Source organism: Actinoplanes sp. NBC_00393, from assembly GCF_036053395.1.
Lineage (GTDB): Bacteria > Actinomycetota > Actinomycetes > Mycobacteriales > Micromonosporaceae > Actinoplanes.
Map to the genome: position 1 here is coordinate 4,363,078 of NZ_CP107942.1, position 19,865 is coordinate 4,382,942.

20 protein-coding genes are annotated in these 19,865 nt (G+C 72.1%); 9 read left to right on the top strand and 11 right to left on the bottom strand.

The genetic code is table 11. The features are described 5' to 3' along the window. Positions 1 to 13: 13 nt before the first annotated feature. Positions 14 to 850 carry an ATP-binding protein gene (locus tag OHA21_RS20590; protein WP_328475923.1) on the bottom strand — a complete coding sequence of 279 codons (837 nt, stop codon included), beginning with the start codon at positions 848 to 850 and terminating at the stop codon, positions 14 to 16. Positions 851 to 968: 118 nt separating this feature from the next. On the opposite strand from OHA21_RS20590, the gene OHA21_RS20595 reads away from it, so the two are divergent. The 3 genes from OHA21_RS20595 (at position 969) to OHA21_RS20605 (ending at position 3,124) form a co-directional block, all read left to right on the top strand. Continuing rightward, positions 969 to 2,075 (top strand): FAD-dependent oxidoreductase, encoded by a 1,107-nt coding sequence (locus OHA21_RS20595; RefSeq protein WP_328475925.1) that lies wholly within the window; start codon positions 969 to 971, stop codon positions 2,073 to 2,075. A gap of 3 nt (positions 2,076 to 2,078) precedes the next feature. After that, complete coding sequence (locus OHA21_RS20600) at positions 2,079 to 2,255, top strand: hypothetical protein (protein WP_328475927.1); 177 nt, start codon at positions 2,079 to 2,081, stop codon at positions 2,253 to 2,255. A 92-nt stretch (positions 2,256 to 2,347) separates the two neighbouring features. Then, positions 2,348 to 3,124: a sulfotransferase family protein gene (locus OHA21_RS20605; protein WP_328475929.1), complete on the top strand. Its 777-nt coding sequence runs from the start codon at positions 2,348 to 2,350 to the stop codon at positions 3,122 to 3,124. Positions 3,125 to 3,967: 843 nt separating this feature from the next. Here the strand turns inward: OHA21_RS20605 and OHA21_RS20610 are convergent. Both OHA21_RS20610 and OHA21_RS20615 read right to left on the bottom strand, forming a co-directional pair. Beyond that, entirely contained in the window at positions 3,968 to 5,500 is a 1,533-nt protein-coding gene (locus tag OHA21_RS20610; RefSeq protein WP_328475931.1) for a glycosyltransferase family 2 protein, read from the bottom strand. After that, positions 5,497 to 6,786, bottom strand: a complete 1,290-nt coding sequence (locus OHA21_RS20615) for a glycosyltransferase family 4 protein (protein ID WP_328475933.1) — start codon at positions 6,784 to 6,786, stop codon at positions 5,497 to 5,499. Before OHA21_RS20615 ends, OHA21_RS20610 begins: the two co-directional genes overlap by 4 nt. 119 nt (positions 6,787 to 6,905) lie before the next feature. Here OHA21_RS20615 and OHA21_RS20620 point away from each other — a divergent pair, with 119 nt between their 5' ends. Beyond that, on the top strand, positions 6,906 to 8,597 hold the full coding sequence (locus tag OHA21_RS20620) for a glycosyltransferase family 4 protein (RefSeq protein WP_328475935.1): 1,692 nt from the start codon (positions 6,906 to 6,908) through the stop codon (positions 8,595 to 8,597). Here the strand turns inward: OHA21_RS20620 and OHA21_RS20625 are convergent. Both OHA21_RS20625 and OHA21_RS20630 read right to left on the bottom strand, forming a co-directional pair. Beyond that, the gene (locus OHA21_RS20625) at positions 8,545 to 8,703 is read right to left on the bottom strand and encodes a hypothetical protein (protein WP_328475937.1); all 159 of its coding nucleotides are present in this window, start codon (positions 8,701 to 8,703) and stop codon (positions 8,545 to 8,547) included. The two genes, OHA21_RS20620 and OHA21_RS20625, sit on opposite strands and share 53 nt — an antisense overlap. Positions 8,704 to 8,771: 68 nt before the next feature. Continuing rightward, the gene (locus OHA21_RS20630) at positions 8,772 to 9,242 is read right to left on the bottom strand and encodes a tyrosinase family oxidase copper chaperone (protein WP_328475939.1); all 471 of its coding nucleotides are present in this window, start codon (positions 9,240 to 9,242) and stop codon (positions 8,772 to 8,774) included. Between the two features lie 360 nt (positions 9,243 to 9,602). Between OHA21_RS20630 and OHA21_RS20635 the strand changes: the two genes are divergently transcribed. Both OHA21_RS20635 and OHA21_RS20640 read left to right on the top strand, forming a co-directional pair. Beyond that, positions 9,603 to 10,043: a tyrosinase family oxidase copper chaperone gene (locus OHA21_RS20635; RefSeq protein ID WP_328475941.1), complete on the top strand. Its 441-nt coding sequence runs from the start codon at positions 9,603 to 9,605 to the stop codon at positions 10,041 to 10,043. Positions 10,044 to 10,070: 27 nt separating this feature from the next. After that, the gene (locus tag OHA21_RS20640; protein WP_328475943.1) at positions 10,071 to 10,874 is read left to right on the top strand and encodes a tyrosinase family protein; all 804 of its coding nucleotides are present in this window, start codon (positions 10,071 to 10,073) and stop codon (positions 10,872 to 10,874) included. Between the two features lie 38 nt (positions 10,875 to 10,912). On the opposite strand, the gene OHA21_RS20645 is transcribed toward OHA21_RS20640, so the two are convergent. The 4 genes from OHA21_RS20645 to OHA21_RS20660 all read right to left on the bottom strand — a co-directional run bounded on the left by OHA21_RS20645 (position 10,913) and on the right by OHA21_RS20660 (position 15,091). Further along, positions 10,913 to 12,421: an amidohydrolase family protein gene (locus tag OHA21_RS20645; protein WP_328475945.1), complete on the bottom strand. Its 1,509-nt coding sequence runs from the start codon at positions 12,419 to 12,421 to the stop codon at positions 10,913 to 10,915. A gap of 69 nt (positions 12,422 to 12,490) precedes the next feature. Further along, the gene (locus OHA21_RS20650; RefSeq protein ID WP_328475947.1) at positions 12,491 to 13,324 is read right to left on the bottom strand and encodes a class II fructose-bisphosphate aldolase; all 834 of its coding nucleotides are present in this window, start codon (positions 13,322 to 13,324) and stop codon (positions 12,491 to 12,493) included. 13 nt (positions 13,325 to 13,337) lie between these two features. Continuing rightward, positions 13,338 to 14,216 (bottom strand): 1-phosphofructokinase family hexose kinase, encoded by an 879-nt coding sequence (locus OHA21_RS20655; RefSeq protein ID WP_328475949.1) that lies wholly within the window; start codon positions 14,214 to 14,216, stop codon positions 13,338 to 13,340. Further along, positions 14,213 to 15,091 (bottom strand): SIS domain-containing protein, encoded by an 879-nt coding sequence (locus tag OHA21_RS20660; RefSeq protein WP_328475951.1) that lies wholly within the window; start codon positions 15,089 to 15,091, stop codon positions 14,213 to 14,215. The genes OHA21_RS20655 and OHA21_RS20660 overlap by 4 nt, the downstream gene beginning before the upstream one ends. An 89-nt stretch (positions 15,092 to 15,180) precedes the next feature. On the opposite strand from OHA21_RS20660, the gene OHA21_RS20665 reads away from it, so the two are divergent. After that, on the top strand, positions 15,181 to 15,957 hold the full coding sequence (locus tag OHA21_RS20665; RefSeq protein ID WP_328475953.1) for a DeoR/GlpR family DNA-binding transcription regulator: 777 nt from the start codon (positions 15,181 to 15,183) through the stop codon (positions 15,955 to 15,957). 62 nt (positions 15,958 to 16,019) lie between these two features. Here OHA21_RS20665 and OHA21_RS20670 read toward each other — a convergent pair whose 3' ends face one another. Next, positions 16,020 to 16,571 (bottom strand): TetR/AcrR family transcriptional regulator, encoded by a 552-nt coding sequence (locus tag OHA21_RS20670; protein WP_328475956.1) that lies wholly within the window; start codon positions 16,569 to 16,571, stop codon positions 16,020 to 16,022. 4 nt (positions 16,572 to 16,575) lie between these two features. Next, a complete protein-coding gene (locus OHA21_RS20675; RefSeq protein WP_328475958.1) occupies positions 16,576 to 17,772 on the bottom strand; it encodes a glycosyltransferase in 1,197 nt (398 codons plus the stop codon). Positions 17,773 to 17,805: 33 nt separating this feature from the next. Here OHA21_RS20675 and OHA21_RS20680 point away from each other — a divergent pair, with 33 nt between their 5' ends. Both OHA21_RS20680 and OHA21_RS20685 read left to right on the top strand, forming a co-directional pair. Next, positions 17,806 to 19,161 carry a phenylacetate--CoA ligase family protein gene (locus tag OHA21_RS20680; protein WP_328475960.1) on the top strand — a complete coding sequence of 452 codons (1,356 nt, stop codon included), beginning with the start codon at positions 17,806 to 17,808 and terminating at the stop codon, positions 19,159 to 19,161. Between the two features lie 29 nt (positions 19,162 to 19,190). Next, on the top strand, positions 19,191 to 19,862 hold the full coding sequence (locus tag OHA21_RS20685; RefSeq protein ID WP_328475962.1) for a DNA alkylation repair protein: 672 nt from the start codon (positions 19,191 to 19,193) through the stop codon (positions 19,860 to 19,862). Positions 19,863 to 19,865: the final 3 nt, after the last annotated feature.

A 19,865-nucleotide genomic window follows, 5' to 3' on the forward strand; every position in this document is an offset into this window, starting at 1 on the left:
GGGCCGGCTCCGGTCACCCAAGTCCTAGAGTCGACACCCGGCGGGTCGGACGGGTGCTCAACAGGGCCCAGACCATCTTGCCGCGGTGGCTGGGCAGCGCGCCCCAGGCCAGCGCCGCGGTGTGCACGATCCGCAGGCCCAGCCCACGGTCGTGCACCGACGCGGCGCCCCGGGGCGGGTCCGGGTACAGGCGCGGCAGTTCGGGGCTCTCGTCGACCACCGCCACGTGGATGCCGTAGTCGCGCCGGGAGACCACCACCTCCACCGGGGCGTCACCGGCGTGTTCGACCGCGTTGACGACCAGTTCCGAGGCGACCAGCCGGCACACCGCGATGAGCCCCGGGAAACCCCAGTCCCGGCAGGCCTGGGCGACCGTCTCCCGGACCAGCGGGCCGGCCTGCAGCCGGGCCGGCAGCACCAGGTGCACGCAGTTGTGCAGCGTGCGGCGCTCGGCCAGCGCGGCGCGGGCCTGCTGCGGACCGGCGAAGACCGGTACGGCGCGCATCGTGCCCGTCCCGTGCAGCCTCCCGGTCAGCGGCGCCGTCGCGGGCAGGCACAGCGCCATGGTGACCGGGGGTGCCATGCTCGCGGCGAAGCTGCGAGCCGACAGCCAGACCGGTGCGCTGCCGGCCCACGGGTCGTCCAGGGCGGTCAGGTCCACGAGCAGGGCGACCGGGTGCTCGGCCAGGCAGGTGCGCAGGGCGTAGTAGGTGTCGCCGCGCAGCCGCCCGCTCCAGCAGCCGGCCACCGCGACCTCGACCGTCCCCGTCACCGCGTCGGCGATCGCGGTGATCGATGCCTCCGCGGAGGTTCCGGCAGGTCCGAAAAGATATGGCGCCTCGAAAGCCATGCCCGCACATCCCCGACTCATTGGCCAGTATGAATCGGCTCCGCCTGCCGTGCGTACTCGCGCTATTGGCGGGATCTGCACCGGAATTTGTTTGACCATGCAAGTTGTTGTCATCAACGTGATCCGACGAACGTCAGTGGTGGTGATCGGTGCGGGACAGGCCGGTCTCTCCGCCGCCTACCACCTGCAGCGCCGCGGCTTCGCGTCCGAGTTCGTCGTTCTCGACGCCGATGCGCAGCCGGGCGGGGCCTGGCAGCACCGGTGGGCGTCACTGCGGATGGACACCGTCAACGGCATCTTCGACCTGCCCGGCATGCCCCGGCCCGAGGTCGACCAGCACGAGTCCAGCAGCTCCGCGATCCCGCGGTACTTCGCCGCGTACGAGCGCGCCTTCGACCTGCCGATCCTGCGCCCGGTCCGGGTCCGGCGCGTCGACGACACCCCGGGCGGTGAGCTACTGGTCGACACCGACCACGGGCAGTGGCTGACCCGCGCGCTGATCAACGCGACCGGCACATGGACCAACCCGGTCCGCCCGCAGTACCCCGGGTCCGCGCTATTCCAGGGCCGCCAGCTACACACCCACGACTACGTCGACGCCGCCGAGTTCGCCGGGCAGCGGGTCGCGATCGTCGGCGGCGGCATCTCCGCGGTGCAACTGCTCGAGGAGATCTCCCGGGTCGCGACGACGTTCTGGTACACCCGCCGCGAACCGGTGTTCATCGACGAGTTCCGCCCCGAACACGAGGGCCGCGCCACCATCGCCAAGGTGATCGCCGACGTCGAGGCCGGGCGGCCCAGCAGCAGCGTGGTCTCCTACACCGGGCTCGGCTGGACCGACTACGCCCGCGCCGCGCACGAGCGCGGCGCGCTGGTGCGGCGCCCGATGTTCACCGAGATGACAACCTCGGGGGTACGCGAGACCGACGGCACCCGCATCGAACTGGACGCCGTCCTGTGGGCCACCGGCTTCCGGGCCGCCCTCGCCCACCTCGAACCGCTGCACCTGCGCGGACCGCTCGGCGGCATCCCGATGAGCGGCACCCAGGTCGCCGCCGACCCGCGCATCCACCTGATCGGTTACGGTCCGTCGCAGTCCACCGTCGGCGCCAACCGGGCCGGCCGGGCAGCGGTCGCCGCACTGAGACGAACCATCACGCCCGAATCCATTCACGTTCCGGACACGATCGGTTACCGTACGCCACGCCCGCACGCGCCAGCATGAGCAATGCTCTTCGTCCTGGGAGCCCTGGCCGCCTGGGCCGGCGTCGTCCTCGCCGCCCTCGACAGCCCGCACGTCCGTGACAAGACCCGCATCGAACGGTCCAGCATCGCGCTGCTCGCCGTCACCGCGATCACCACGGCGGCCGGCGCCGGGCGAGCACTCCTGAACTGGATCACCTGACAGGCATCCCTGCCCGTACACCCGGGGTTCGGCCACCGGTCAGATCCGCGCGCTAGCGTGCGGGCGGCCCGAGGCGTTGACAGGAGTGCAACATGCGTGAACGAGTCCCGCGACCAGTGCGGCAGATCCTCTCCCCGCTGCGCCGCGGAGGTTCGCGCCTGCTGCGCAAGCGACTGCACGCCGTCATGCGCACCACCGGGCTGGTCGGCGACTACAGCTACGTCTTCGTCGTCACGTACGGCCGGTCCGGCTCGACGCTGCTGATGGGCATCCTCAACGCCATCCCGGGCTACCGGATCCGCGGCGAGAACTACAACACGCTCTACCGGCTCTACCAGGCCGACGCCGCCGTCACGAAAGCCTGCGAGAAATTCTCCAGCGCCGAGGACCTCAAGCCGCAGAGCTCCTGGTACGGCACGCCACGGGTACGCGAGCACGCGTACCGGGCCGGGCTGGTCAGCAACTTCGTGCAGAACGTGCTGCGCCCCGAACCCGGCGACCGGGTGCTCGGCTTCAAAGAGATCCGCTACACCCCGCTGCACATGGCCGACCTGCAGGAATACCTGGACTTCCTGCTCGACGCGTTCCCCCGCTCCCGGATCGTCATCAACCACCGCGACCCGGCCGCCGTGGCCCGCAGCGCCTGGTGGGTCAAGGTCCGCGACGCCGAGGCGAAGATCCGCGACGCCGACGAGCGGCTGCTGGCCATCGCCGACGACGAGCGGCACTTCCACTTCTTCTACGACGAGATCGACGACTCTCTGGAGAACATCCGCGCGCTGTACCGCTTCCTCGGCGAGGACTTCGACGAGGCCGCGGTGCGCCAGGTGCTGAACAAGCCGTTCAGCCCGTACCCAGCCGGCAAGTAGCGCCGCTGTCCAGCTGGCGCTGAGTGTCGTATCCCGCCTTCCGAAACAGCCCTCACAGCCAGCCCGATTGCCTGACCGGCTCTGAGTGCCGTTCCGGGCCGGCGCCCACGACCACGTTCCGGTCCAGGGAAGCATGCCTGAACGGCGGCCCGCACCCACCAGCCGCCAGCCAGGCACGAATCCGCGCCCGGGAAGCACGCCTCAGCGGCGGCCCGCACCCACCAGCCGCCGACCAGGCACGAATCCGCGCCCAGGAAGCACGCCTCAACGGCGGCCCACACCCACCAGCCGCCAACCAGGCACGAATCCGCGCCCAGGAAGCACGCCTCAACGGCGGCCCACACCCACCAGCCGCCAACCAGGCACGAATCCGCGCCCAGGAAGCACGCCTCAACGGCGGCCCACACCCACCAGCCGCCAACCAGGCACGAATCCGCACCCGGGAAGCACGCCTCAACGGCGGCCCACACCCACCAGCCGCCAACCAGGCACGAATCCGCGCCCGGGAAGCACGCCTCAACGGCGGCCCACACCCACCAGCCGCCAGCCAGGCACCAATCCGCGCCCAGGAAGCACGCCTCAACGGCGGCCCACACCCACCAGCCGCCAACCAGGCACCAATCCGCGCCCGGGAAGCACGCCTCAACGGCGGCCCACACCCACCAGCCGCCAGCCAGGCACCAATCCGCGCCCAGGAAGCACGCCTGAGCGGCGGCCCGCACCCACGAGCCGCCGCGCACGCACGCTACGACGGGGACGAGGAACGGCCCGGGTGGATCGACCGGACGGCGCGCGGCTGCGAGGCCGGACGGGTGGGCTCACAACCGTTTCAAAAATTCGGCATCAGCGGCGCAGCGCGCGCAGCAAGCGGGCCGTGACCCGCTGGGCGGTCAGCGGCACCACCGAGATCATCAGCCGGCCTGAGGCGTCCACGGCGGGCATCACGACGAACAGGCGGGTGCCGTGGCGGCGCATGGCCGGGGCCGGCATGCGTACGCCCGGGGCTCGCACTGCGGCCGCACCCGCAGCGCCGGTGGCGCTCTGCTTGCCCACTGCCCGGGTGGGGTCGAACGTGCCCGGCTGGGCCGACAACGCGCGCCGCTGGCCGGTCACCGCGCTGCGGGCGAGGAGCTCGGCAACGCTGAACCGGATCCGCACGGTGTCACCGGCCACCGAGACCCGCGCTGGGATCTCCTCGGCGCTGACGCTCAACGCCGTCGCACCCCCACCGCGGGCGGTGATCGTCAGATCGTCGCCGTCCCAGCCGATCGCGGTGGCGTCGAGTTTCACCGGCCAGTCGGGCGAGCGGGTCACGTCGAAGCAGGCGTCCGGCAGCCGGCCGAAGCCGGGGTACTGCGCGTAGCGCCGGCCGTTCCGGACGACAGTGGCCGGCACGCCGACCTCCGCATCCTGGCGGATCACGGCCAGCAGGTCGTCGAGCGAGCCGTCCCGGGCCACCGCCAGCCGGATCCGGGTCTCCGCAGCCAACTGCTCGGCGATGTCGTCGGTGAGATGCTCCGCGGCCATCCGGCCCACACCGGCATGCACGCGCTGCTGCGCCGGCCGGTCGAGGTGCAGCAGGTCGTCCTCGACCAGCCGGGCGATCTCGTGGTCGAAGCGCCGCACCATGATCGCGTCGCGCTGTTTGCCCGGCCCGATCAGGCCGGCCACGAAGTCCATCACCTTCTCCGCGGTCTCCACCCGCAGCCCGTGCCGGCTCAGATAGGTGATGTTGGTGGCCTCGAACCGCCGCACCGCGAAGTAGTAATCATAATCGGCCAGCACCGAGATCCGCCGTGCCCGATAGCAGGCCTCCAGCGTGAACGGCAGGTCACTGCCGATCCGCATGTCCTCGCGGTAACGGATCGCGTGCCGGTCGAGCAACTCCCGCCGGAACAGCTTGGTGTTGGCCAGCGACCGCGGCAACGGCGATTCGAAAAGATCAAGATCAGTTTCGGTACGCGCGAAAATGTCCTGATAAATGTGGCGGCTGTTGACGCCGACCACCCGGCCGAGGACAACATCCGACTCGTAGTCGTCGGCGGCCGCCACCAGCCGTTCCAACGCTTCCGGGCCGAGATGGTCATCCGCGCCGATGAAGAACACGTAGCGGCCGGTGGCAGCGTCCAGCCCGCGGTTGAACGGCACCGCCGGCCCACCGGAGTTCGGCTGATGAATCACGGTGAACAGGCCGGGATGCCGGCGGTCGAAGCGGTCCAGTTCCGCGGCGCCGCCGTCGGTGGAGCCGTCGTCGACCGCGACGATCTGCATCCGGGACGCCCCGATCGTCTGCCCGGCCAGCGACGTGAGGCATTCCCGCAGGTACGGCATGGCGTTGTAGACCGCCACCACCACCGAGACGTCCGGCCGGTTCATCGGCTGCTCTGCTGCGTCACGCCCAGCAACGAGCGGTAGAGGCCGGCCAGCTTCTCGGCCTGCGCCTCCCAGGTCCAGCCCGGCAGCGGGCTGTCCGGCCCGTCGTACACCGCCCGGTAGCGCTGCGGATCCGCCAGGACGGTACGCACCGCGCGCGCGAAGTCAGCGGCGTCCTTCGCCCGGAACACCTCGCCCTGACCGGTGGCGCGGACTGTCTCGGCCATCGTCCGCACGTCGCTGACCACGATCGGCAGCCGGGCGTGCGAGTACTCGAAGAACTTGGTGACCAGCGCGATCTCGTGGTTCACCCAGTGGTGGATCGGGATCACCCCGATGTCGGCGGCGGACAGGAATCGCGGGACCTGCGCGGGCGGCACGTACGGCACCGCGTGCACCCGTTCCGCGGCGGTCAGCGCGGTGATGTGCGGCGCCGCCGGATCGCCGACCACCAGCGCCAGGTGCACCTCCGGCAGCAGGGGCAGCGCCTCGACGACCGTGGCCAGCCCGCGCTGCGGCGACGCGGACCCGCTGTACACCAGCAGCGGCGTCGCTGCGCCGACACCGCACAGCGCGCGCAGATCGGGCACCGCCTCGCCGCCGGTGGTCTCCGGCGCGTTCAGCACCACCGCGGGCCGCTCGGCCAGCCGGTGTTCGCGCTGCAGCATCCCGGCGAGCGTCTCGGACACCGTGATCACCGTGTCGGCGTCTCCCACGTACTCCCGCTCGTAACCGAGGTGGGCGGGCAGCCAGCGGGCGTTGTCGCGGCGCGGCCGCGCGCCGGGCAGGAACTCGTGCGCGTCGTACACCAGCTTGACGTCCCGGCCGGCCTCGCGCGCACGCCGGGCCGCCCGCGCGCCGACGCCCAGCATCCGGAAGTCGTGGGCGTGGATCAGGTCGGCGTCCAGCTCGTCGATCACCTCGCCGAAGGCTCGCTCATAGCTCCACAGGCCCGGTTCGAGCCGGCGCCAGGCCCGGTCACCGTGCACCGCCCGCCAGAACCCGACCTGGGCGCGCTCCACCGGCCGGCGCGCCAGCCGGGCCGCCCGCAGCAGCCGGCCACCGCGGCGGACCAGCCGCTGCCGGATCGCGCCGGACCGGTCGCCGCCCATCGGCAGCAGCCGCACCCGGGCCGGGCCGAGGGTCCACTGCTGCTCCTCCGCGGTGGGCGAGCAGCCGAGCAGGGTGACGTCCCACCCCGCCTCGGCGACCGAGCGGGCCGTCTTCTGCACCCGGGAATCACCGTGAACACCGTTGTCGACCAGCATGACGACCCGATCGCTACTCATGATGGCGCGAGTGTATGAGCGGTTTCCGCGCCCGGCACCGGCCCGCAGCATCAATACATCCAGCCGCCATGGCCGCGTCATCTGCCGTCCGCCCGGCGTGAATACCGTCTGCCGTCGAGATGGATGTCACCTACCTGGCGCTGGGCGGCCGGCGCGTGCGCGCGGCCGTCGCCCACACCGCGCAGCTGGCCGCCGACGGCACGCCGGTCACCCTGGTCACCACCGCCGGTTCGGAGTGGGACGGCGTACCGATCCCCCCGGGTGTGACCCTGCGGCGGGTGCGCACGCCGCGGGCCGCGCGGCCGCTCATCGCGGCAGCCGGGACGTTGTACGCCGGAGACCCGGAAGCGCTGGCCGAGGCGTACGCCACCGGCCGCCCCGGCGTCCTGCTGGAACCCTCCGCCGACCCGGCCCGCCGCCCGCAACCGGCCGACCTGGCCGTGCTCACCCCGTGGTATCCGTCGCCGGACGACCCGTTCGCCGGCGCCTTCGTGCAGGCCGCCACCGCCGCGGTCACCGGCGACTTCGCGCGGGTGTCGGTCCTGCACACGCAGAGCTGGTTCTACTCACCCGGCCGGCTGCCCGGGCAGCTGCTGGGCGTCGCCGCGGAACGCCAGGCGCTGCGCTCCGGCAACACCGTCGTCCTGGACACCGCCGAGGGCGAACTCGCCCGTGTCGCCACCCCGACCCCGGGAGGCGGCGACTACCTGGCGTACGCCGACGAACAGACCCGGGCGTTGCGGGCGGCCCTGCCCACCGGCCGGATCGAGGCACCCGTGGTGCACGCGCACACCGGCCTGATGGGCGGGGTGGTCGCCGCGCGGCTGGCCCGCCCGGACGCCCGGATCGTGGTCACCGAGCACGCCACTTTCCTGGCTCTGGCCTTCGCGCAGCCCGGCGTGCAGCGCCGGTATGCCGCCATGCTGGCCCGCGCCGACGCCGTGCTCTGCGTCGGCCGTGCGCTGCGCGACCAACTCGCGGGCATCTTCCCGGAGCACGCCGGCAAGCTGCGGATCGTGCCCAACGCCATCGACTTCGACCGGTTCGCGGTCCGCGCCGAGCCACCCCGCGAGCCGCTGCGCTGGCTCTACCTGGGCCGGATGATGGAGCACAAAGGCGTGCTGACCCTGCTCGGCGCCTTCGCCCGGGTCGCCGCCGAGGATCCGCGGGTCACCCTCACCCTGGTCGGCGGCGGCCCGCTCGATGCCGAGATCGACCGGCGCCTCGCCGAGTGCCGGGCCCGGCCCGACGCTGACCCGACTCCACCGCAGCGCTGGGCCGACCGGGTCATCCGGCGGCCACCGGTACCGCCGGAGCAGGTCACCGCGCTGCTGCATGAGCACGACCTGCTGGTGCACGCGAGCCGTCGCGAGACGTTCGGCATGACGGTGGTCGAGGCCGTAGCAACCGGCACCCCGGTGCTGGTGGCCCGCAGCGAGGGCCCGGCCGAGACCCTGGACGGCATCGAGGACCTGGCCGGCGCGCTGTTCGAGCCGACCGACGATCCCGCCGTCATCGTCGCCGCCTACCGCGAACTGAAGGCCCGCTTCGCGGCGCTGGACCTGGCCGGAGCACGGACGCAGTTGCTGGCCCGCTACGGCACCGAGGCGGTCCGCGCGCAGCTGCGCCAGGCGTACACCGCAGGCGCTCCGCCGTCGTCGGCGACCGTGCCGGAACCGGCCCGGCTGCCGCTGCGACGGTTGCCGTCCCCGGTGCCCGAAGCCCTGGTCCGCACCGGCGTCCGGGTCGCGCGCCGGGTCAGCGGATCCGCTGTGCGGCCTTGGCCACGGCCGCGCCGACCGCCAGGCTGACCAGCGGCGCCGCCAGGCCCGGCAGCCGGGTCTTCTTCATCACCCAGGCGGTGGCGGCGCTGGTCACGACGGGCAGTGCGGTCCGAACGATGGTGTTGGTGTTCATAGCGCCTCCAATACCCCGCAAGGGCCCCATCTATCGCCCGCAGGCGCAGCCGGCTGCGACCGCGGCGATCAGTACCCGCCGGGGGCCGACCTACGGTCGGCGACCAGGACCGGGCAGCCCGGCACCTGATCGGCCGGAGCTGCCATGTCCAGCTCGCCGAGCATCCGCACCGAAGCCTTGGTGATGGCGCGCAGGCCACGCTCCTTCCGGTAGGCCTGTAACGCGCTGCGGTACCAACCCGCGCCTTCCGGGTAGAGCACCAGCTGGACGCCGTCGATGTAGGCGCACGCCGCGTCGTCGAGACCCCAGCCCATGATGTGGTGCCCGCGGTACTGCTCGTAGAACCCGGCACGCGGCACGGCCGGGGCCGCCGACGCAGTCGGGGCGGCCGAGGCATTCGGGGCGGCCGAGGCATTCGGACTGACGGGGGCAGCACCGGCCGAGACGGCGACGCCCACCATCGCGGCGGCCGCCACCAGAACAGCGAACGACCGCTTGGCTTTCCGAGCCCGATTCTCTTTCCGGAGAAATACGGTCATGGCCGATCACGCCAATCATCTGAGTGGTCGAATATGGTTCGGCTCCGCCGCCGAATTTGCGGTGCCGTGCCTCGATCCTACCCCCGGAACCGCCCGGATCAGCGGCGGTGCCACGGACCGGTGCGGCGCAGGGAAACGACACACCGTGGTGATATTCACCCGAAAGACTGCTCTGGTGACGCGTTCGGAAACCGTACCGATAATCCACCGTTGGTACGTTCGGCCACATCACGCCGGACATGCGCCCGAGGCGGGGCCGATCCCACTGTCGGACCGGCATTCCTGTGGTTCCATGAGCGAACGCCGAAATGGCGAATGACGAACGCTGATCGCTTTCGAATGAGGTTCATTATGGCCGAAATGAAACGTCGTGACGTTCTGCGCTACAGCGCAGCCGGGGCAGTGACTGCCACCACCGCATTGGTAGCCGCCCCGGGCCTGGCCACCGAGGAGTCCGCCGCCGCGCCGGCTGGGCCACGTGACCCACGCGACCCCCGTGACTTCGACGAGAAATACAAGGGCCGGAAGATCAGGGGCCGGCACCTCGGCCGCGACCGGGACGAGCTGCACATCGACAACAAGAAGCTCGCGCTCACGCTCGTCACCACCCTGTTCGTGCCGGAGGACGGTTCGCCGGAGCATGTGGGGCTCGGCTACATCAGCGCGATCAACCACTACGACCCGGTCGAGATCAACGACGTCCGGAACCGGGACGGTCTGCGGAAACTGGCTCGCAAAGTCGTCGACATCCTGGGTGACATCGGGATCAGTGACGAGGCCGCGAAAGCGCACCAGCACTGATTTCTCCATCTGAGAGGCGACTGACCGATGGCCGTACGTAAGAGCATCAGCACGTTGACCCCGGCGGAGAAGACCGCATTCGTCAATGCGCTCCGCCAGTTCAAGACCACCTCCGCCAACGGGCGGAACTACAACTGGTACATCGACCAGCACATCACCTATTTCTCGCGCACCTCTGACAACATCAGTCACGCACACCAGTCACCGTCGTTCTTCCCGTGGCATCGCGAATATCTGCGGCTGCTCGAGTTCGATCTCCAGACGGTCAGCGGGAACCCGAATCTGTTCCTTCCGTATTGGGACTGGACCGGATCGACGTCGCCGTTCACCGCGGACTTCCTCGGCTCGATCACCAACGGCAGCGTCTCCAGTGGCAACTTCAGCCCGAACTGGGGTTGGTCGATCTACCGGAGCAGTCTCGCCACCAGCTTCCTCCAGCGCCGGGTGGGGCAGAACGCGTCACGTCCCACGACCAGCACGGTGAACAACGTCCAGAGCCGTACGGTTTACGACCAGTCGCCGTGGAACTCCTCGGTCTCCAACAGCTACCGCAACCGCAACGAGATCGAGCTGCACAACCGCGTGCACAACTACGTCGGCGGCCACATGGCGACCCGGGAGGCGCCGAACGACCCGGCCTTCTGGCTGCACCACTGCAACATCGACCGCCTGTGGTGGCTGTGGCAGAGCAACCGCGGACTCGACACCTACCAGCCGCGCGGCTCCACCTCGGGGGTCGTCGACAACACCGAGACGATGCGCCCGTTCGCCCCCGGCAGGAACCCGTCGTCGGTCCGGGACATCGCCACGCTCGGTTACAGCTACCTGTAAGCCGCCTGGCTCGAAAGGCCGCCGCGACATGGGCCGGACTATCGCCCGCAGGCGCAACCCACCGCGGCGGGAACCGCACCGGTGGACGGCTTGTTCTGCACGGCGGCCTCGATCTCGGCGAGGATCCGCTGGCGGGTGGCCGGGTCGATGAGCTCCCCGCGGACGAAGACGCTGTCGATCTGCGTGGTGTTGCCGATGTCGCGCAGCGGGTTCGCGTCGAGCAGCACCAGATCGGCGACGTTGCCGCGCGCGATCGTGCCCCGGTCGCGATGGCCGAGGTGCCGGGCCGGCTCGTACGTCGCCGCCCGCAGCGCCTGCGCCGGGGTCAGCCCGGCGTGCACCAGCAGCCGCAGCTCGTCGTGCACGCTGAAGCCGGGCATCAGATACGCCGTGCCGAGATCGGTTCCGGTCATCAGCGGCACCCCGGCCCGCGCCAGCGCACCCGCGAGGCGCAGCCGCCGGACGAACAACTCGCGGCGTTCGGCGCTCTCCCGCGGGGTGCGCCCCTTCAGGTAGATGTTCTCGGTCGCCCACTGCCAGTACCCGAGCGTGTCCGCGCTGGCATACCGGAAACGTGGATCGTCGTGCGGCACGTCCTGCGGAACGTCGCAGGTCCAGTGCACGGTCAGGGTGGGTGTCACGTGCGTTCCGTTGCGGGCCAGCCGCTCGAAGACCCGGGCCGCCTTGTCGCGGTCGTAGGTGCGCGCGGCCGCGTACTCGATCGGGTGCAGGCCGGTGAACCAGCCGGCGTAATCGCCGCCGGCGACCTTGATCCGGGCGATCTCGCGGCGCAGCCGCCGTTCGTCGCGCGAGGTGTCGTACCAGAACTCGAAGAGGTGCTCGATGCTGCGCAGCCCGGCGTCACTGGCGTCGGTGACCGGCACGAAGTCGGGCACGTGCCCGAGGAACGGGATGCCCAGCCGGTCCGCCTCGGCGGCGATCGCGTGGAAGGATCCGCTGGTCAGGCGCGTGTAGGTCTTGATGAAGTCGGCGCCGGCCGCGGCCTGCTCGCGGACCGCCGCCCGGGCCTGCGCGGCGTCGGCGACCGCGAGGTGCGGCACGCCGAGACCTTCCCAGAGCGAGGGCGCGCCGTCCACGATGGCGCTGCCGACGATCAACTGCGGGCCCAGCCGGGCGCCGGCGGCGATCTGCGCGCGCCACTCGCGCACGGCGTCGCTCGAGGACATCTGGCGTACGGTCGTGACGCCGTTCACCGCGTACAGCTCAGGGTCTCTGGGGTCGATCTCGGTGGCGTGCGTGTGCATGTCGGCGAGGCCCGGGATCAAGAACTTCCCGCGACCGTCGACCACCCGCGCGCCGTGCGGCACCGGGACCCGCCGCAGGTCGCCGGCGTCGAGGACGCGGTCGCCGCGCACCAGCACGTTCTGGCCGCGCCGGACGCCGCCGACCGCGTCGAAAACGGTCACGCCGGTGACTGCCGTGACGCCGCCCGCCGCCGCTTCGGATCGGCCCGCGCCGATGGTTGCGCCGAGCACGCCGGCCGCGGTTCCGGCCAGCACGGTACGCCGGGACATCGTCGTCGCCATGGGAGGTCTCCTGCCGGTCGAGGTCGTTGTCATCGATCCTCAGCCGTGCGGAAGCCGGTGTCGGTGGGGCTAACTCCCCAGCACGCGTAGGGCTGCCGCCACCGTGCCGGCCATCGCGTCACGCGCGGGCGCCAGATACTTGCGGGGATCGGTGAGCGCGGTGTCGCCGTCCAGCCGCTGCCGTACCGCCGCGGTGAAGGCGCTGTTCAGCGCCGTGCCGATGTTGATTTTGACCATGCCGCAGCGGACCGCGGCGATCAGCTCGTCGTCCGGCACGCCGGACGAGCCGTGCAGCACCAGCGGCACCGGCACGGCGTCCCGCAGGCGGGTGATCAGGTCGTGGTCGAGGCGCGCGGTCCGGGTCGCCATGGCGTGCGAGGAGCCGACCGCCACGGCGAGCGCGTCCACGCCGGTGGCGGCAACGTAGGTGGCGGCCTCGTCGGGATCGGTGCGTACGCCCGGCGCGTGCGCACCGTCCTTGCCGCCGATCTCGCCCAGCTCGCTCTCCACCCACAGCCCCTGGCGGTGCGCCCGGCGTACGGCGTCGGCCGTGGCGGTCAGGTTCTGCTCGTACGGGCGCTGGGACGCGTCGTACATGACCGACCCGAAGCCGTTGGCCGCGGCCTGGTCGAGCAGTTCGTCGGAGGTGACGTGGTCGAGGTGCAGACCGACGGGCACGCTCGACGCCTCGGCGACGCAGCGCGCGGCGGTGGCGATCGGCGCGAGCCGGCCGTGGTGGAACCGCACCGCGTTCTCGCTGATCTGCAGGATGACCGGCCGGCCGGCGGCTTCCGCGCCGGTGACCACCGCTTCGGCGTGCTCGACGGTGATGACGTTGAAGGCGCCGATCCCGGCGCCGGCGTTCCGGGCCGCCGCGACGATCTCGCCGGTGGGTACGAACACGGAGTGGTTCCTCTCAGGCGCGGCGCACGGTGACCGCGGGACGCAGTCGTGCGTAGGTGTCGAGATCGGCGGTGCCGGCGACCGGTGCGACGACCGCGGCGGCCGACAGCGCGACGGCGTCGGCGAGCAGCTGCGGCCACGGTGTGCGGTCGCGCAGGCCGCGGGCAAGGGCCGCGACGCAGGCGTCCCCGGCGCCGGTCGGGTTGCCGGTGAGCTGCTGGGGCGGGGTGGCCTGCCAGGCGCCGTCGGGGGTCTGCGCGTGCAGGCCGCCGGGACCGTGCGACACCACCACCGCGCGGGCGCCGCGGGTGTCGCCGGGTGCCAGGTCGGCGAGTTCGGCGGTGTTGGGTTTGGCCAGGTCCGGGCCGGCGGCCAGGCCGTGCCGCAGGGCGGGGCCGCTGGTGTCGAGCACGGTGGCCGCACCCGCCTCGGCGGCGATCCGGATCAGGTGGGCGTACCCGTCCTCCGGAATGCCCGGCGGCAGCGAACCGCTGAGGGTGACCACGTCGCCGGGCGCGATCAGCGCCCGGAACCGGTCGGCGAAGGCCGCCCACTCGGGACCGCTGACCTGCGGGCCGGGTTCCCAGAAGCCGGTGGCGTCGGTGGCGTCGACGACCGCGACCGTGCGGCGGGTCTCCCCCGCGATCGGCGTGAACTCGGCGCTGATGCCCGCCTCGCCGAGGAGACCGCGGATCCGGGTGCCGGTGACGCCGCCGAGCAGGCCGGTGGCGACGACCGGTTCGCCGAGCAGGTGCAGCACCGCGGCCACGTTGAGTCCCTTGCCGCCGGGCCGCTCGGCCATCGTCTCGACCCGGTGCGTGCCGTGCCGGACGAGCTCACCGACCGTGTAGGTGAGGTCCAGTGCGGGATTCAACGTGACCGTGATGATCATTGGCGGACCACCGAGCGGGTCAGCAGGCGTGGACGGTCCGGGCCGAGGCCGCGGTGCGCGGCCAGGGCCACCGCGAACCGCTGGGCGAGCACCAGCTGGGCCAGCGGATCACGCTGGTCGCGGTACGCGATCGCGCCGGCCGATCGAGCAGTGTCGTCCAGGTCGGCGGGGACGTCGCCGAACGAGAAGACCAGGCTGCGGGAGTTCGCCACGGCCACCGGACCGTGCCGGAAGTCCTTCGCCGGGTAGGACTCGGAGTACGCCTGGGCCGCCTCGCGCACCTTGAGAGCCGCCTCGTGGGCGAGCCCGACCGTCCACCCGGTGCCGAGGAAGACCAGATGCTCGATCGCGGCGGGGTCGGCGGGCAGCGGGGCCTGCAGCGCCGCCCAGCCGTCGGCCGCCACCCGGCTCAGGTCTTCGCCGAACGCGGCCCGGGCCAGGACCAGCACGGTGGTCGGGAAGCGGGTCTGCACGACGCTGCGCTCGTCGGCGAGGTCCAGCAGCAGCCGGGTGTGGGTGAGGTCGTCGACCGGCATCCCGGCGACCGCGGTCACGGCGACCCGGCGGATGCCGTCCGGGACCTGGTGCAGCGCTTCGAGGACCTCGGTGGAGGTGCCGGAGCGGGTGATCGCGACGACCCGATCGTAGCGGCGGCGCGAGCGGTACTCCGACGCGCACACGGCGTCGCTCTCCCCGAGGCCGGCGTCCTCCCGCAGCTCGGCGAGGCTCTGCGCGACGAACCATGAGGTGCCGCAGCCCAGGAACAGCACCCGCTCCCCCGGCGCGGCCAATGCGGCGCGGGCTTCAGCGACCCGGCGCAGGGCCTGCTCCCAGACGTCGGGCTGGCTGGCGATCTCTTCAGCGGTGGCGCTCATGCGGACAGTGTTTGCGCGTTTGTTTTCGGATGACAAGCGTCCGCGCACAAGTGAGCATTTCAGGATGCGCGTTTGCTAGCGTGACGGCCATGAGCACCCTGCGCCGAGCCGACCGGGTGTCGGCGATCCTGGAACAGATCTCGCAGCAGGGTTCGGTCAACGCCGCCCAGCTGGCCGACCGGTTCGCCGTCTCCCAGGCGACCATCCGGCGCGACCTGCAGCTCCTCGAGGATCAGCGGCTGCTGTCCCGGGCGCACGGCGGAGCGGTCGCCGCCGACTCCGACTACGAGCTGCCGGTGCGGTTCCGGTCCGGGCAGCACCGCGAGCAGAAGCTGCTGATCGCGCAGACCGTGTTCCGCATGCTGCCGAAAGGCCCGTTGTCGCTCGGGCTCAACGGCGGCACCACCACGCACTTCCTGTCCCGGCTGCTGGCCGAGCGGGTCGACCTCACCGTGGTGACCAACGCGCTCAACATCGCCGCCGAGCTCGCTCTGCGGCCGCGGTTGAAGCTGGTCATGACCGGCGGGGTGTCGCGCACCCAGTCGTACGAGATGGTCGGCCCGATCGCCGACCAGGCCCTGGCCAACCTCAACTTCGCGGTGGCGGTGGTCGGCGTCGACGGGATCAGCGCCCGCGGCGGCCTCACCACCCACGACGAGATCGAGGCGAACACCAACGCGCAGATGATCCACCGCGCCGACCGGGTCATCGTGGTCGCCGACGGGTCGAAGGTCGGCAAGGTCTGCCTGGCCCGCATCTGCGCCGTCACCGACGTGGCCACCCTGGTCACCGACTCCAGCGCCGCCCCGGCCGATGTGGACGCGCTGCGCCGGGCCGGCATCGAGGTCGTCGTCGCCGCGACCTGACGGTCAGCCTGCCGCAGGGAGCAGCTGGTTTCAGGCGGCGCTGGTTTCAGGCGCCGCCGGTTTCAGGCCGCCGCGGCGAGCAGCCGGCGCAGGTGTGGGCCGGGCGGGACGGCGGCGAAGCCGGTGAGGCGGTGCAGGATCAGGCCTTCGACGGCGGCCAGCAGGGTCGCGGCGACGTCGGCGGCATCCGGCACGCCCAGGTCGTCCAGGATGCCCGCGGTCCAGTCGGTGACCCGGCGGCGGTTGGCGTTGAGGGTCTCCAGCAGGGCGGGCTCGACCACGCCCTGGACGTAGATGACGTACCGGGCCACCGTGATCGTCCGCTGCGGGCCGGTGGCGGCCTCGACGAAGGCGGCGAACGCGTCGGCGAGCTCGGTGACGCTCGCCGGCCGGTCCGCGAACTGAGTGGCCTGCCACTGCTGCTCGTCGAACTGCTGCAGCCGGTCGACTGTGGCGGCGACCAGGGCCGCGCGGGTCCGGAAGTAGTTCGAGGTCGACCCGGACGGCAGAGCGGCGGCCGCATCGACCCGGGCGTGGCTCAGCGCATGGATGCCGCCGGTGCCGAGGACCTCCAGCGCGGCGTCGACGATGCGCACGGCGGTGGCGGAGGGCACCGGGTCAGGCTACCGGCAGGCGCCGGGTGATCTCGGCAACCGCCCGCCCGACACCGTCTTCGGCGGCCAGCTTCGCGGCGATCGCGGCAGCACCCGGGCGACATCCGCGCGCGGCCTCGATCGCGCCGGCGAGCCGCTGCCAGGTGAGTCCCCGCCGGCGCAGGGGCGGCGGGCCGGCGCCGAGCGCGGCGACCCGATGCGCCCAGAACGGCTGGTCCGCGGTGAACGGCACGCACACCGCCGGCACTCCCGCCCGCAGAGCTGCCGCGGTGGTGCCCGCCCCGGCGTGGTGCACGGCCACCGCCACCCTCGGGAACAGAGCCGCGTGCGGTTCGTCGCCGACGGCCAGCACGTTCCGGCTGTCCGCACCGGCACGGTCCGGACCGGCACGGTCCGGACCAGCACTGCCCTGGACGACGGCCCGGCACCCGGTGCGGTGGATCAGGTCGCTCAGCTGGTGTCCGGTCATGCTGCCGAAGCCGACGAACACCGGCGGCTCGCCGTCGTCGAGGAACCGCTGCAGCCGGGGCGAGAGCTCACCGCCGGGCGGCGGCCACCAGTAGCCGGTCACCGGCCGGTACGCCGGCCAGTCCGCGGGCGGCGGCACCACGGCCGGGCTGAACCCGTGCAGGACCGGCCACCGCTCGGCGTCCATCTGCCGGAAGGTCGCGGCCGGGCTGCGCGGGGGCAGTCCGAGCTCGCGGCGCAGGGCGGCGGTCTGCCGGGCGAACGGGGCCTGGCCGAGCAGCCGGAACGCCCGGGCCGCGGTCAGGTTGCCCCAGCCGCCCAGTGAGCGGGTGGTGAGCAGCGCCGGCGGGAACGCCCTGGTCGGTTCGAGTGGCTGCAGGAACGCGCCCATGCTGGGCACGCCGCGGGCCTGCGCCACGTGGTAGCCGATCCAGCCGGACGCGCCGAGCAGCAGCAGATCCGCGTCCTTGCTGGCTGCGGCCACGGCCCGGCCCACCTCGAGCCAGTGGCCGGCGAGGACCCGCGCGAGTTCGGTGGAGGTCAGCGGCCCGGAGGTGCCGAACTCGACGGGCAGCGCGGCGAAGCCCAGCCCGGCACCCTCCACATGGGTGCGCAGCGAGCCGTGGGTCGCGATCGTGAACCGGTGGCCGGCGTCGCGCAGAGCGCTGCCGAGGGCGAGGAACGGCACGACGTCGCCGCGGGTGCCGAGGGTGACGACAACGATGTGGGCCATGGGACCGAGACTACTATGATTATAGTAGTCGGCATGATGTCGGTGCTCTGGGATCTGCGGCGGGTCCGCCGTACCGGTCCGGCCCTCGTCGCCGAGCGGCAGCGCGCCCGCCTCGCCGACCTGGTGGCCCACGCCCGGGCCGGCTCCCCCTACTACCGGCAGCTCTACCGCGACCTGCCGGACCACGTCGACGACGTGACCGCGCTGCCGGTCACCACCAAGACCGAGCTGATGGCCCGCTACGACGACTGGGCCACCGACCGCGACGTCACGCTGGCGGAGGTCCGCGCGTTCATCGCCGACCCCGACCGGATCGGCGCCCCCTACCGGGACCGCTACCAGGTGGTGACCACGTCGGGAACGAGCGGGGTCCGCGGCGTCTTCGTCCAGGACCAGCGGATGTACACGGTCCTGTCCGCGCTCACCGTGGCCCGGGCCAGCGGCTCCTGGCTGTCCGGAAGCGATTACCTCGCGATGCTGCGGCGCGGCAACCGGGTGGCCGCTGTCTGGGCGACCGGCGGCCACTTCGCCGGGTACTCCACGGCCCGCCGCCTCATCCGCGAGCGGCCGATCCGGCAGCGCAGCATCCGCGTCATCTCGGTCCACAGCACCCTCGACGACCTGGTGGCGGGCGTCGGCAGCTTCCGCCCGACGATCCTCAACGGCTACGCGAGCGCGGTGGCGTTGCTGGCCCGCGAGCAGCGCGCCGGCCGGCTGTCCATCCGCCCGCTGCTGGTCATCACGTCGGCCGAGACCCTGACCGAACAGGATCGCGCGCTGATCCGCGAGACCTTCCCCGGAAAGGTGCGCGACCAGTACGGCTGCTCCGAGTTCATGGGCCTGGCACACGGCTGCCGGCACGACTGGCTGCACGTCAACGCCGACTGGGCGATCCTGGAGCCGGTCGACGAGCAGTTCCGCCCGGTTCCGCCCGGCCGGCCGTCGCACACGGTGCTGCTCACCAACCTGGCCAACCGGGTCCAGCCGATCATCCGCTACGACCTGGGCGACAGCGTCACGGCGCGCCCCGGCCCGTGCCCGTGCGGCAACCCGCTGCCGGCGGTTCGCGTGCGTGGGCGTACCGCCGAGGTCCTGTCCTTCCGCCGGCCGGACGGCCGCAAGGTGGCCGTGCCCGCGCTCGCCCTCGGCACGCTGGCCGATCGCACCCCCGGCGTGCGGATGTTCCAGATCATCCAGGACGGCCCCCAGCGGCTCACGGTCCGGCTCCTCCTGGAAGACGGCGCGGACCGGGCCTGGGACCAGCTCCGCAGCGCGCTGCGAGCTCTGCTCGACACCCACAACCTCAGCGATGTACGCGTGGAGCGCGACCCCCGCCCACCCGAGCGCACGCCCGGCGGCAAGTTCCGCACAGTCGTCGCTCTCTCGTAGGCTGCTCGCGACGGCAGGGAGGCGGAGCGGTGACTGAGACGACGGTGGCCGAGGTGATGGCCGAGCTGGCCGCGCTGGAGGAACCCAAGGTTCGCGCGGTCAACGAGAAGCACGGCGACGACCACGGGGTGAACCTCACCAAGCTGCGCGCGGTCGCGAAGCGGCTGAAGGTTCAGCAGGATCTCGCGGTCGAGCTGTGGCAGACGAAGGACAGCGCGGCCCGGCTGCTGGCCCTGCTGATCTGCCGGCCGAAGCTGTTCGCGCAGGACGAGCTGGACACCATGCTGCGCGAGGCGAGTACGCCGAAGGTGCAGGACTGGCTGGTCAACTACGTGGTGAAGAAGAACCCGCACGTCGAGGACCTGCGGGTGATCTGGATGGCCGACCCGGATCCGGTGGTGGAGAGCGCCGGCTGGGCGCTGACCACCGAGCGCGTCGCCAAGAAGCCCGACGGCCTCGACCTGGCCGGTCTGCTCGACGTCATCGAGGCGCGGATGAAGGACGCGCCGGACCGGCTGCAGTGGGCGATGAACCACTGCCTCGCGCAGATCGGCATCGAGCATCCGCAGCTGCGGGCCCGCGCCCTCGGCATCGGCGAGCGCTTGGAGGTGCTCAAGGACTATCCGACGCCGCCGGGCTGCACGTCGCCGTTCGCCCCGATCTGGATCACCGAGATGGTCCGCCGCCAGGACGGCGGATAGGCG